14 protein-coding genes are annotated in these 12,845 nt (G+C 61.8%); 10 read left to right on the forward strand and 4 right to left on the reverse strand.

Features of this window, described 5'->3' with window-relative positions; translation table 11 throughout:
* The 6 genes from KQ305_RS01675 to KQ305_RS01700 all read left to right on the forward strand — a co-directional run.
* Positions 1-2,863: CHAT domain-containing protein (locus KQ305_RS01675; RefSeq protein ID WP_259723720.1), on the forward strand; the 2,863-nt coding region annotated here is incomplete at its 5' end.
* Positions 2,864-2,914: 51 nt separating this feature from the next.
* The gene (locus KQ305_RS01680) at positions 2,915-3,256 is read left to right on the forward strand and encodes a hypothetical protein (RefSeq protein WP_259723721.1); all 342 of its coding nucleotides are present in this window, start codon (positions 2,915-2,917) and stop codon (positions 3,254-3,256) included.
* Positions 3,231-4,619, forward strand: a complete 1,389-nt coding sequence (locus KQ305_RS01685) for a hypothetical protein (protein ID WP_259723722.1) — start codon at positions 3,231-3,233, stop codon at positions 4,617-4,619. The genes KQ305_RS01680 and KQ305_RS01685 overlap by 26 nt, the downstream gene beginning before the upstream one ends.
* Before the next feature lie 566 nt (positions 4,620-5,185).
* Entirely contained in the window at positions 5,186-5,413 is a 228-nt protein-coding gene (locus KQ305_RS01690; protein ID WP_259723723.1) for a ribbon-helix-helix domain-containing protein, read from the forward strand.
* Entirely contained in the window at positions 5,410-5,754 is a 345-nt protein-coding gene (locus KQ305_RS01695; protein ID WP_259723724.1) for a type II toxin-antitoxin system PemK/MazF family toxin, read from the forward strand. Before KQ305_RS01690 ends, KQ305_RS01695 begins: the two co-directional genes overlap by 4 nt.
* A gap of 47 nt (positions 5,755-5,801) precedes the next feature.
* Complete coding sequence (locus KQ305_RS01700) at positions 5,802-6,290, forward strand: ABC transporter substrate-binding protein (protein ID WP_259723725.1); 489 nt, start codon at positions 5,802-5,804, stop codon at positions 6,288-6,290.
* Positions 6,291-6,363: 73 nt separating this feature from the next.
* On the opposite strand, the gene brnA is transcribed toward KQ305_RS01700, so the two are convergent.
* Positions 6,364-6,597 carry a type II toxin-antitoxin system BrnA family antitoxin gene (brnA, locus tag KQ305_RS01705; RefSeq protein ID WP_259723726.1) on the reverse strand — a complete coding sequence of 78 codons (234 nt, stop codon included), beginning with the start codon at positions 6,595-6,597 and terminating at the stop codon, positions 6,364-6,366.
* Positions 6,584-6,847 carry a BrnT family toxin gene (locus tag KQ305_RS01710; protein WP_259723727.1) on the reverse strand — a complete coding sequence of 88 codons (264 nt, stop codon included), beginning with the start codon at positions 6,845-6,847 and terminating at the stop codon, positions 6,584-6,586. The genes brnA and KQ305_RS01710 overlap by 14 nt, the downstream gene beginning before the upstream one ends.
* Positions 6,848-6,946: 99 nt before the next feature.
* Between KQ305_RS01710 and KQ305_RS01715 the strand changes: the two genes are divergently transcribed.
* From KQ305_RS01715 to KQ305_RS01730, 4 genes are all read left to right on the forward strand, one after another.
* Positions 6,947-7,282 carry a hypothetical protein gene (locus KQ305_RS01715; protein WP_259723728.1) on the forward strand — a complete coding sequence of 112 codons (336 nt, stop codon included), beginning with the start codon at positions 6,947-6,949 and terminating at the stop codon, positions 7,280-7,282.
* Between the two features lie 70 nt (positions 7,283-7,352).
* Positions 7,353-7,499 carry a hypothetical protein gene (locus KQ305_RS01720; RefSeq protein WP_259723729.1) on the forward strand — a complete coding sequence of 49 codons (147 nt, stop codon included), beginning with the start codon at positions 7,353-7,355 and terminating at the stop codon, positions 7,497-7,499.
* Entirely contained in the window at positions 7,496-7,936 is a 441-nt protein-coding gene (locus KQ305_RS01725; RefSeq protein ID WP_259723730.1) for a type II toxin-antitoxin system VapC family toxin, read from the forward strand. Before KQ305_RS01720 ends, KQ305_RS01725 begins: the two co-directional genes overlap by 4 nt.
* A 65-nt stretch (positions 7,937-8,001) precedes the next feature.
* Positions 8,002-8,628: a hypothetical protein gene (locus tag KQ305_RS01730; protein ID WP_259723731.1), complete on the forward strand. Its 627-nt coding sequence runs from the start codon at positions 8,002-8,004 to the stop codon at positions 8,626-8,628.
* A 133-nt stretch (positions 8,629-8,761) separates the two neighbouring features.
* On the opposite strand, the gene KQ305_RS01735 is transcribed toward KQ305_RS01730, so the two are convergent.
* Positions 8,762-9,184 (reverse strand): hypothetical protein, encoded by a 423-nt coding sequence (locus KQ305_RS01735; RefSeq protein ID WP_259723732.1) that lies wholly within the window; start codon positions 9,182-9,184, stop codon positions 8,762-8,764.
* Between the two features lie 85 nt (positions 9,185-9,269).
* Positions 9,270-12,803 (reverse strand): TM0106 family RecB-like putative nuclease, encoded by a 3,534-nt coding sequence (locus KQ305_RS01740; protein WP_259723733.1) that lies wholly within the window; start codon positions 12,801-12,803, stop codon positions 9,270-9,272.
* Positions 12,804-12,845 lie beyond the last annotated feature (42 nt).

Consider the following 12,845-nt stretch of genomic DNA (forward strand, 5'->3'; position numbering starts at 1 on the left):
GCTGCCGCAAGCCTGGGCCGACACAATCAATAATCTCGGCAGCGCCTACAGTAAACTTGCCCCGTTTACAGAGAATCCGAAACAACAGATCGAAAACGCAATCGAGGCCTATACCAATGCCTTGCGGGTCAGAACAGAAGCCGAACTGCCGCAAGCTTGGGCCACCACAAACAATAATCTTGGCAACGCCTACCTCAATCTTGCCCCAATCTTAGAGAATCCGAAACAACAGATCGAGAATGCCATCGAGGCCTTTACCAATGCCTCTCGAGTTTACACAGAAGCCGAGCTGCCGCAAGACTGGGCCGCCACAAATACTAATCTCGGCAACGCCTACCTCGATCTTGCTCCGTTCTCAGAGAATCCGACACAACAGATCGAGAACGCCATCGAGGCCTATACCAATACCTTGCGGGTCTTCACAGAAGCCGATCTGCCGCAAGCCTGGGCCACCACAAACAATAATCTCGGCAACGCCTACCTCGAGCTTGTCCCGTTCTCAGAGCATCCGAAACAACAGATCGAGAACGCCATCGAGGCCTATACCAATTCCTTGCGGGTCTTCACAGAAGCCGATCTGCCGCAAGCCTGGGCCACCACAAACAATAATCTCGGCACCGCCTACGTCGATCTTGCCCCGTACTCAGAGAGTCCGAAACAACAGATCGAAAACGCCATCGAGGCCTATATCAATGCCTTGCGGAGCAGAACAGAAGCCGAGCTGCCGCAAGCCTGGTCCGACACAATCACTAACCTTGGCAACGCCTACCTAATTCTTGCCCCGTTCTCAGAGAATCCGAAACAACAGATCGAGAAAGCCATCGAGGCCTTTACCAATGCCTTGCGGGTCAGAACAGAAGCCGAGCTGCCGCAAGCCTGGGCCGCCACAAGCAATAATCTCGGCAACGCCTACCGCGATCTTGCCCTGATCTTAGAGAATCCGAAACAACAGATCGAGAACGCCATCGAGGCCTATACCAATGCCTTGCGGATTCTGGATTCGGTGACCCGCTCCGCAGATTGCCTGTTGACAGCCAGGAACCTTGGCAATCTGGGCTTTATGAACAACCTGCGCGATATTGCCATCAAGGGCTACACACTGGCCATCAAAGCCGTGGAAAACCTGCGCTCGGTGGCGATTGATCCCAAGCGTAAAGCCGAGATTGTGGCAGAGGCCATCGAGGTTTACGCCAACCTCGTACAGGTGTATGTGGATGCTGAGCAATACGACAAAGCCCTTGAGGTGGCTGATCGTTCCAAAGCCCGCAATCTCGTTGAACTGTTAGCCACCAAGGACCTCTATCCCAAGGGAGACATCCCGCCAGAAGTGATTCGCCGCCTGGATGCCCTGCGCGGCTCCATTGCCCGGGCAGAACGGCAGCTCAACAAGAATGATGGGGCGCTAGGCCCCACCACAGATGGTGGATCGATTGCCAAAAGCGATACTCGTACGCTGAATCTAGGGCCGCCGAAACAACAGGATGTTCAGGCCTCCACTGACCGGCTGCGGCGGGAAAAGCAACAGCTTGAGCACCTGATCCAGTTCGACATCCAACCCATTGACCCTACCTTCTCCTTGAGCCAGAAGGTGCAGCCTCTCACCTTTGAGCAGTTGCAAGCCGCCCTACCAGATGGTCGCACCGCCTTGGCGAGTTGGTATGTGGCAGGAGACAGGCTGGTGGCCTTTCTTGTGTCAGCACAGACCTCACAGCCAACCTGTCATGTGTACCCAGAAGACACTCTTCAGAATCTGACCCAGGCCCTGAACAGCTACATTCAGACCTACCTTCAGGAGAAAGAGGAATGGGCACGGTCCCTCCCCGAAGCGCTGATGGATTTCGCCGGGATGCTGGAGATTGATACCCTGGCCAGGAAGATCTCAGAGATGGCCCCGGATGCGGATCAGTTGATCCTTGTTCCCCACCGCTTTCTTCACTTGCTGCCGCTCCACTGTCTGTCGCTGAGTGAGTCGAACAACACGCTGCTGGATCATTTTGCCCGCGGTGTGCGTTTTGCCCCCAGCCTGCAGGTGCTTCAGCTGGTTCAGCAGCGGCCGCAGACTGGCCTGGATTCTCTGTTTGCCATCCAGAATCCCACCCGGGATCTCCCCTACACCGATCTCGAAGTCGAGGCCATCCATCCACTGTTTGGCCCCAAGCCCACGGTGCTCAGGCAACAGGCAGCCACCAAAGCCGCACTGGAGCGGAGCAGCTCCACCCTGGCCAGCAGCACCTGCCTCCACTTCTCCTGCCACGGCACATTCAACTTCGCACAGCCCCAGCTCTCGGCCCTCATCCTGGCGGACAGCTACGTGGATTCTCAGCCAGACGATGCCGATCCCGACCGCTACCTGCCGCAACTGGACGGCGGCGCCCTCGACCTCTCCAGGTGCCTCACCCTGCTCGATCTCTTCCAGCTGGACCTGCGCCAAGCGCGCCTTGTCACCCTCTCTGCCTGCGAAACCGGCCTGAGCGAGATCAACAGCCTGAGCGATGAGTTTGTGGGCCTCAGCAGTGGTTTTCTCTTTGCCGGCTGCAACAGCGTCATCGGTACCCTCTGGACCGTGAGCGACATCAGCACCGGCCTGCTCATGGCTGAGTTCTACCGCCTGCTCAAGCAGCAGGAGCAAACCCAGAGGCAAACCGATGTAGCCATTGCCCTCAAGCAAGCCCAGCACTGGCTCCGCCACCTCACCTGTGAGCAGGCCGTGGCACGGATCGAGCGTGCACTGCCCAGCCTCCCTGAAGCGGTGCGCCCCAACTACAACTACGACATCCAGGAGCTGAAGCGGCGGCACCTGCCAACCGATCGCCTCTACAGCAGCCCGTTTTACTGGGCGGCCTTCTGCGCGGTCGGGCAATAGGCCGCCGTGCATACCTCGCTATGGTTGTCAAGACGACGCATGGATCCTCACATGCCAGCGGATGCCTACAAGTTTCAAGCTGCCCTCCAAGCCAATCACTCGATCCTCACGCCTGAAGATCGCAACGCCATCCTTGACTTTTCCTCCAAACTGGATCCAGACATCAGCAACGAAGAGCTGACGAGCAAGCTGAGTGAATTCTTGACCCACCACGCAGCGATCAACTCAACGCTCTTTCCTGTTTCATCCTCGCCAGCAACGGACACGGAAACACGTCTTGGTGGAGTCAGGCCCCGGCTCAACCCCCAAGACTTCAAGGCTTCCATTCGCAACATCGTATTGGATTCCCAGCGAGCATCTGACAAGAATGGTGAACCCAAACCAACCCGTTGAGTTTGCCTGCCTCGATCAACTTGTTTTTCAGCTGCACCATGGGCTGGGCAAACCGGTTGACCATGATGGCATTGATAGGCTTTTGGGGGTTGTGCCAGGGCTGTCAGATCAGCACCGCAAGGAAATCATCCGTGCGTTAATCCGAGCCTCCAATTCGTCGAGTCGCTTTCACCCAGGCCTCACACCATTGGCCCCCGGCGATGGCTTCTACGCCTTGGATCCTGCTGGGCATTGCCATCCTGAGGTCTTGCAGAAGGTAGAGCCATTCCTCCTGCACGACACGTTCATTCTTGATCTTTCTTCCACCGTTGCGAACAAGCCCGTCTCTTTGCTCAGGGGGTGCCGTTATCCTCTGACGTCTTCGCTCGGGCAATGCACTCTGCTCACCATCATCTCTGACAATGCCTCTGAGGAGTTTGCCGCGGACATGATCGTTGGGGTCCTGGGTATCGCCGAGCTTGAGCTGAGCAGAACTGAAATCCTTCGCGGTTCACCAATCCGGGAGTTTTCCGAAGGCAACACGACGCATTACATCTGGATCAAAAGCAAGCAGGACAGTGATGGAAGTGAGGTACAGCATATCCTGAACATGCTCTCTTGCCGTGCCAAAATCGATTTTGTGGTCCAGCAATCAGCCATCTGCTTTTCTGAGGGGAAGCGGCACTACGATGCCATCGAAAGCCACTTATCCCAGATCTCCGAGCTGAAGATCAGCGACAATGATCACCAGGCACGCCAGAAACGGATTCAGATTCTTGAAGATCACCTGGCTGCCTTGCCAGATCATGCTCATCAGCTCTCCCGTTGTGAGCGGGACATGAGCATCCATCTGCTCACCCTTATCGACAACGTGGCCAATGCCCGCAACAGCATTCCTTTTCTGCTGCTGGAGGGTGATACGTTCATGGGCGGCTTTATCGATCAGGACTGCCCCATCCATCAGAGGCAGATCGAACACGACCTCAAGGTTCTCTCCCCCGGACGTCTCTACGCAGACCAGGCGATCAGTGCGATCCGCACAATCGTGACGCTGGATTCCCAGAAACAGCAACTCGCTCTGGAGGAAGCGGAGAAAGCACGGGAGCAGACCATCCGTAAAACCCTCACCATTGTTGGCTCTGGCCTCACAATCAGTGGCCTGGCGGCCTCCACCCGCCCCAGGCCCACGGAAAAACTCCTTCAGCGGCTCCAGCGACCTCACCACCAGCCAGCCGTCCCTTCTCCAGAGCTGCTCTGGCTGTCAGACATCGCCATCCACGCCTCCCTTGGCCTGCTGGCGGCCCTCCTGATGTACTTGATCTGGAGCCTGGGCGGCCGCGTGTGTTCCCACCTGAGATGGTGTCGGCGAGCTGCTGGTCGCTGAGCACCTGTAAACAGCACCTTGGGCGATTCCTTGAGCAGCTCGATCCGATGGCCTAGATCGGCGACATGGTTTTCGATCTCGCTTCCGATCTCAAGCCGATCACCCAGCAGCCCCGCCCCCAGCTCTCATAGGAACTGGACCACTGATGGGGGTCACGTCAGGAGGTTCGCTGAATCCATCTCAGAACAGCAGCGCGTCGTACAAACCCTCCACCAACGAACCGATGCGCGTGCGGCAGCCATGCCGCAGGGGCGGTTAGCGGAACGGGGTGGTGAGCAGCGACTGGCTGCTTTCCACTAGGGCCTCCAGCCGCGCCAGCTGGTCCAGGCATCCACCAAGGGACCAAGCGAATCAATGCCCTGCTGCTGCACAAGCCGCAGCACCGCCTCGTCTACCAGGTGCTGCCCGACCAGAGGGTCGTGGAGGTGCTGCGGCTGTGGCCCCACGATGAATGAGGCACTCGCTGGGCAGCAGTGCCAGCAACTGCGGATCGATTGAACGCCTGGTGGCACCCAGAGCGCCCCATCCACCTACGCTGTAGAACACGTTGTTGAACAGCAGGAGTCATGGCGATCGGGGTGCGGGTTGAGCCGGAACTCGAGCGGCAGCTCGATCAGCTGGCCCGCCAGCTCGGCAAGAGCCGCAGTGCCTGCGTGCGAGACGCCATCACCCAGTACCTCCTGCGCCATGGCGATGGCGAGGAAGCCCGCCGGCAGTCGCAACGGATGGCCGAACGGGAACCGCAACAGCACTGGAGCGAGCAGCTCCCTGACTGGATTGACTGGACCGCATGAATCGGCCTGAGCTCCGCCGCGGCACCGTGGTGACCGTGGCCAGCCCGGGGGTGTACGCCGGCAAGCCACGCCCCGCCGTGGTGGTCCAGGCGGATCGATGGTTGCAGGCCCATCCGAGCGTCACCCTCTGCCCACTCACCAGCACCCTGGTGGACGCTCCCCTGGTCCGGCTTCCCGTCCAGCCAACGGCACGCAATGGTCTGCAGAAGACGTCCCAGCTGATGGTCGACAAGCTGTTCACGGTGCCGCTCAGCTCCCTGGGCAAGGTGGTGGGGCAACTGGAGCCCCAGCTGCTGATCGAGCTGGATCTGGCCCTGCGGGGTTGGCTGGAACTGCCCTGAGTTGGCCGCCCCACTGCCAGGATTCCCAGCAACGCCAGCACGCCGTCATGCCCCTGCCCCAGCTGATGCCGCTGTTGCTGGCCGCGGCGATCGCCCCATGCCCGGCTCTCGTGAAGGCCCAGCTGGATGGCCTCTACCGCTGGCATGTGGCTGGGCAGGACCTGCGCGGTCCGATCGAGCTCAAGAGCCAGCAAAGCCGCTTCACCGATGGGCTGTACCAGAAGCTGCGGCGCGCCTACGGGCTCGATCCAGCCAGCGGCCGTTTTGTTGACTTCGATCTGTTCAGCGGCACCCAGGTGTCGACCTTCGGCGCCAAGGTGCTGGGCTGCGCCGCCCTACCCGGTGGCGGGCTGGAGGCCCGGGTGGCCGTGCAGGCGGGGCTGCGCAACCGACCCATGGAGGCGCCGCAGCAGCTGCGCTATCAGCTGGTGAGCGGACCTGCCGGCACCTGGAAGATTGCCGACATCGTCTATGCCCATCCGGCTGGGTTCCGCCTCACCAGCTATCTGGCTGAGCTGCTGGCACCCCAGCCCTGATCGCTGCAGGTGCTGGGGGCAAGCGGATTCAGCGGCTCTCCTGCGCTGACGCGTGGCCGCTGCTGGCCGGAGACTACGCGTCAGGACGACCTTGCTCAAGTCGCTCCGCGAGCCAGACCTTAATGATCGACTGGCGGGTCACGCCGAGGCGTGAGGCCTCACAGTCGAGTTGCTCGACCATCCAGAGGGGAAAATCCACGTTGACCCGCTTCTGTTTCACGGGGGCTCGACGGGCGCCGTTGAGATCGAGCGCCTCCAGCACGGATTGACCGGCATCGAAGCGGCGATCGAATTCAGAGCTGTTCATAGAGCTGGACCTCCTCCAGGCGGGAGCGACGGACGGAAATGAGGCGGATTGTCGAGCCGCGGTAGGTGATCACTGCCGACCAATGCTTGCGATGGATCTTGCCAATCACCAGGAAGCGCGGCTCGCCAGTTGTGCGTGCAGGGACCTCAAGCAAGGCTGGATCGCTCCAGAGGGCTTGAGCCTCGACGAAATCGATGCCGTGCTTGGCCAGGTTGGCCTCGCTATTGACCGGGTCGAACTCCACATCCATTGTGAGCTGATTTTATACCTTTTCCGCTCTCAGCAGCATCTGGATCGCCGCCTCCACCTGCAGCCAGGGTCAGACTTCAGCAACCCCTGCTCCGGAACGATGGCGCACCCGTCTGCCGCGCAGATCGCCCGCCTGGGGCGCCAAGGGGTGGCACTGTTCTTCGTCTTCATGCTCAGCGCCGAGCTGCCCGGCCAGATCTTCCACCTCGCCCAGCACCTGATCGGGCCGGGGCCGGACGCCATCGCGGAAACCCTCGAACACCTCGGGGTGCTGCTGGTCTACCTCCTGGCCCTGGTCTGTGCCCTGTTCCTGGCCCAGCAGGAGCTCTGCCGCACGCGCTTGCTGGCGTCCTACCCGCCACACGAGCCCGTCCCCCTCGCCATGCATGTTCTCGGCCTGGTTTGGGGCCTGCTGGCGGTGTTCCTGCTGCGCTGAGCGAGGCGTGATCTGGGTGTGCCAGGGCCACTCCATGGAGGAGGAAGCCCGCAGGATCCTGCGCGAAGCCGTGCTCCCGCAATCCGCTGGCTCTGACAGCCCAGGTCTAGGGAGTCGCATCCACGCCCACTTCGCCGCCCTCGGCGGGGTGGAGTTGGATCTGCCGGCGCGGGTTTCCATGGCGGAGGCCGCCGTGTTCACCGAGGAGCCGGCGTGATCGTTCTCGACACGAACGTGATCGCCGAACTGATGCGGCCCCAGCCGGAGCCGGCGGTACTGACCTGGGCGGATGGTCTCGATCCAGCGGAGGTGGGCATCACGGCGATGAACGAAGCCGAGATCTTGCACGGCCTCACCCGGCTGCCCGAGGGTCGCCGCAAGCAGGCCCTGCTGGATAGCTGGCAAGCGCTGGTGAAGGCCCTGCTTGGCGATCGCGTGCTGGCCTTCCACCGGGATGCCGCCCATTGGTATGGCGAGCTGCTGGTGCGGCGGGGGCAACTGGGACGGCCCATCGCAACGGCCAATGCGGTGATCGCCGCCACCGCCCTGGCCCAGGGCGCCCAACTGGCCACCCGCAACGTGAGCGACTTCACAGGGCTGGGCCTTGATCTGATCAATCCCTGGGCCCAGAGCGAACCTTTCCGGTCAAAGTAGCAACAGTGCCACTGCAACTGTGAGAATGGACTAGATTCCACAGCCCCCTTACTCCCCGCCACCCCATGACCGATCTCCCTCCCGTCGCCCAGCGGTGGCTCGACCAGCTCACCACCAGCACCCGCAGCATCGACAGCCTCATCAACGAGGGATTCCAAGGTTGTTCCCTGCAGGATCTCCTGCCCTGGATGGACGGGGGCCAGAACCTGGCCGCCATCGAAGTGATCGACTGGGTGAAAAGCCAGCCGGGCGATGACGGTGACATGGCGCTGATGACCGCTGATGCGGAGGGCCTGGACAGGCTTCTGGAGTGGATGCTCGAAACCCGTGGCAACTGCCCGATGGTCTATGCACCGGAGCCGGATGTCGTGGTGCCGGACGGGGTTCCCTTGCTGCGCCCCACGGCCTACAACCTGCCGGAGGGCATGACCTCCGAGGAGGTGTTCAATGAGGAATTCAGCGAGAACCTTTCAGAGTTGTTCGCGGCCATCAAGGACTCCTATGGAAACCACGCTCACCTCCACCGGATCGACTATGGCCAGTTGGTGGAGAACATCGACAACGGCATCTTCCTGATGGGTCAGTTCATCGATCTCAACGACGGTGAACTGTTTGACTTCAGCATGGACTCCATCAATCAGCGGATTCGCTACCAATCCACTGGCCGCTACCACGAAGGCTTTCCTGAGTGATCCGGCACAACCGATTGATTTGCTCCACTTCCGCCACTGTGTTCGAGAGGCAATGGGCGCGGCTGATGGGTGTCAGGCGGGCCTTGGGGTGTCTAGGCATGGGGTGTGAGGTGTTGGGCTGTTGGGTTGGGTTTCAATGACACTGATCTTCCTCATACCAGATGGAGTTGCGCCCATTGCTCTTGAATTCTCCGGTGAATGCACGAGCATTTCGGAAAGCGACGACGATGCGCCCTTTCTCGACGCATTCCTGGACGTGGGCGCGAGCAGCTTCTATGGAATAGGAGTCCTTGTCATTCGAGTGCTTGAGGATCTCGTGCTCGACGTACTCATCAAGACGCTTCGGGTCCATCACGTGCGTCGCAATCGGGTCAATCTCAGCAGCAAGCAAGAAGTGATGCCCATGGAGCGTGCCAATCCTCAGGATGCGCTCATGGCGTACGCGGTCCAGCGATGCGAGCCAGAACACAGTGATTCCGCGGCGTGAGCCAGATGGCTGGGCGAGTACAGAGTCGACTACCGCCTCTACCAACCAAGACTTGACGTTGAACGACATAGGCTCCTCCGAGGGGTCAAGTCAGTGACACAATGGATCAGGAAGGGCTGTTCCTTAATGGATGGAGAAGGGAATCCCATTCGGTTCAGTTGCAATCTCGGCGATCAGCTTCCATCGAAGCTTGGACCAAGCGGCACAACCGATTGATCTGCTCCGCTTCCGCGACTGTGTTGGCAATCCCGCTCACCAGACCGGGCGAGCCCACCACGATCGAGAGACAATGGGCCCTGCTGATCGCCACATTCAGGCGGTTCGGTTCCAGCAGGAAACCAAGGCCCCGGGGGGCGGCATCACCGTCGCTGGCGGTGAGGGAATGGATGGCCACCGGCGCCTCCTGGCCCTGGAACTTGTCCACCGTTCCGACCCGCGCGCGATGACCCAGCCGTTGCTGCAGCCGGTTCACCTGCACGTTGTAGGGAGCGGTCACCAGGATGTCGTCTGGGGTCAGCACCCCGCTGCGTTCACCGCTGCCGGAGGCATGGCGGTAGCTGGAGCCCAGCAGCACCTCCACCAGCTGGGCGATGCGCTCGATCTCCTCCTCTGAGCTGACACTGCGGCCGGTGTGCTCCAACGCCTCGAATACCAATCCGTGGCCGGGCAGGATTGCACCATGGCTGGCGGTGAAGGGCTCCCGCCAGTCGATGCGGTTGATGATGTTGGCAGGGCTGGCCTGCAGGCGGCCGTCATAGAACAGCTCCGAGACCATGGCGGTGAGGGAGGGCTCCATGCGCCAGCTGGTGGCCAGAAACACGCCCCGATCGGCAGGGACGACATGGGCGTCCTGCATCAGATACTCCAGGCAGGAATCGCCACTGTCCCCAGGGTGATCGGCCTGGGATGGCTGGGACAGTTGCTGCTGGTCGCCCACCAGCAGGATCGAACGGGCGCAGCGGGCCATCACCAGCAGATTGGCCAGGGAGACCTGGCCCGCCTCATCCACCACCAGCAGATCAAAGGCGTCGGCCACGTCTGCGCGGCAGAGGCTGAACGTGGTGCCGCCCACCACGGCCATGGCCTCGGTGAGCTGATCGGGTTTAACCAGGGCAATGGCGCTACCGGCCAACACGGGGTCTTGCTTGTCGTTCGTGCACTTGACCACGGCCACGGGCAGGCCCTGCTCGCTGATGACGGCCTGGATCTTGAGCAGCAGGTTGTTGATGGCCGCATGGCTGTTGGAACTGATCGCGACGCGCTGACCACGGCGCACCAGTTCGGCGATCACCTGGGCCGTGACCGTGGTCTTGCCGGTGCCGGGGGGACCCTGCAGGGCGAGGGTCTTGCCGCTGCTGGCTTCCAGGAAGGAGGCCAGCTGCTCCACCACCGCTGAGGGCTCGGCGCGGACGAGCGCATTGAGCGCCACCAACGCAGCAGCAGGTTCACGCTCCAGCAGGTGACGGATGGGCTCGGGCAGGGGCTGCTGATCGTGGACCCAGCCCTGGGCTTGTTCATCAAGGCGCTCACGCAGGCTTTCACTGATGTCGGCGGGCACCTTGATCAGAGCGACCGGCGTACGGGGCAGGTCCACTCGGAGTCCCTCGGCGACAAGTCGGTCCCGCTTGCTCCAGGGAAACTTGAGCGTCACCAGACCCTGCTCCGCGTCGAGTTCGTCCACCCCCAGTTGAAGGCCCGCTTCCGGGATCTCGATGATTAGCCCGCTGTGTCCAGGTTGGGCGCGCAACTTGAGCGGTTGGCTGGGGTCAAAGCGGAAGCTGTGGTAGTCGGCGCCGGTGCGGGCGCTGGTGCGGCTTTCCATCGATTCCCACACGGCACCTTCCACGGCCTCGCCGTCGCTCTCCAGATCCCCTGGAGACTCCAGCGCTTTCTGCCTGCGATCGAAGTACCCCCACCAGGCCACCTTGGCTTCCCGGTGGTGAAAAGGGAGCAACTGGGCCAACAGCCGCTGCACCCGCCAGCTCAGTCCCCGGGGGCCGCGTTGCTCTTCCTCCTGAAGCCGTGCTTCTGGTGCATCGGCGGCGGGATCGCTCTGGAGCGTTTCCGGCAGCTCGTTGATTAATTCAGCCGCCAGGGCCTCCAGGGGCCAGGGTTCTTTCTCGGGCCGTTCTGGATCTTCCAGCTGGAGGGGTTGCTCGGGCAGGCCCTGGTCGGAGCGCAGCTGGAGCAGCCAGTCATGGAGATAGACGGTGGATTCACAGTCCTCCCGGTTGTAGTCCTCGATCGCCAACAGCTGCGGGCTGGCCTCTGGCGCTGGACCCGGCCGGGGAGGTTCTCCCGATGCCTGCCAGCTGGTGTAGGCCACCACCGAATCCCCGGCGTTGGTGACCTCCGCAGAGCGCGCCTCCATGTAGAGGTGCTCCACCTTCTTGATCGAGTAGCTGTCCTCGCCCAGCACGATCGCGTTGGTGACCACCGGCAGCAGATCCACCAGCAGGCCTGAGCGCAGCCATTCATCGATCACGGCCTCCCGGGTGGAGTGCTGCTGGGCCAGCCGGCGCATGGCCGTCTTCTCGTAGCTGGCGTAGTGGTAGATGCGCAGGCCAGGAAACTGACGACGACGTTCCTCCACCCAGTCGACCCATCCCTCGAAGGCCTTCTTCTCCTGCAGTGGAGCGTGGGCCCACCAGGCTTTGAACTGGGGTGCGCCGCCGGGTGCATCGCGATAGCAGGCGCCAAAGAGGTATTCGAGCTTCCTGGCGGCGACGGCATCGTGCACCCCCTCCATGTCAAACCAGATATCGCCCGCGTCGGCCGCGGGGAGGGCGGATAAACCCTTGCCCGGCCTCAGGGGCCTCACCCGATAGGCCGGTCTGCCAGCGGCGTCAGCGGGGGTGAGCTGAAGTTCGGCCTGCTGCTGCAGTTCATGGAGTGCCTCGTGGGCCAGGCCCGGAATGGTGGTGCCTGGAGCCAGCGCACTCAGCTGCTCGATCGTGTGGATGCCGGCGGCCTTGAGCTTGAGGCGCTGGCTCTGGCGCAGGTTGGCCACCAGCATCAGATCCCGCTCGGCGATCAGGCGCTCCTCGATGAAGGCACTCCAGCTGCCGTGATCACCGGGTTCATCCTGCGGGGGTGCGGCGGGATCGAAGGCGGCGCGGAAATCGCGGTAGCGATCACGGAGCTGTTGATACCAGGCCCAGAAGCGATCGATGTCGAAAGACTGGAAGCGGCCACCGCCGAGAAACAACTCAAAGCGATCGGGCCGCTGCCCCAGCAGGGGGGTGAGCAGTTCCCCGTAGGCACAGGCTTGCACCAGAAAGGTGGTGCGGGGCTTGCTGGCCAGCTTGCATTCGATCGGGATGTAGCTCCAGTCACCGAGATCTGAGAGCTGGGGAATCCTGCGCAGCACATCGGCCGAGCCGCGGATCTCTCCGTTGTTCAGCGAGGCCTGGTGGATGAAGTCGAAGCCCTCTTCCATGGCGGCCCTGGTGGCGGCGTAGTCGGCCTCACGCTGCTGGCCGGAGAGGCGGGCGATGCGATAGCCCTCGGCTTCCAGTTGGTTGAGCAAGACCTGCTCAAGGCGCAGGCCATCGGCGAACAGCTGCTCATCCAGGCTGGAGGGAGGCGGTTGCTCGCCCGTGAACAGCCCCCTGGCCTTGAGTTCCTCCCACCAGGCACCGATCCGGGGACTGCGGCTGAAGAGGGCGAGTTGGCTGGGGGTGATCAAGCGAGCAGGTGCCATAAAAGAGTTAGTCGTTGAGGTTCTCCA

Origin of the sequence: Synechococcus sp. CS-1332, from assembly GCF_025127995.1 — a bacterium.
Lineage (GTDB): Bacteria > Cyanobacteriota > Cyanobacteriia > PCC-6307 > Cyanobiaceae > Cyanobium.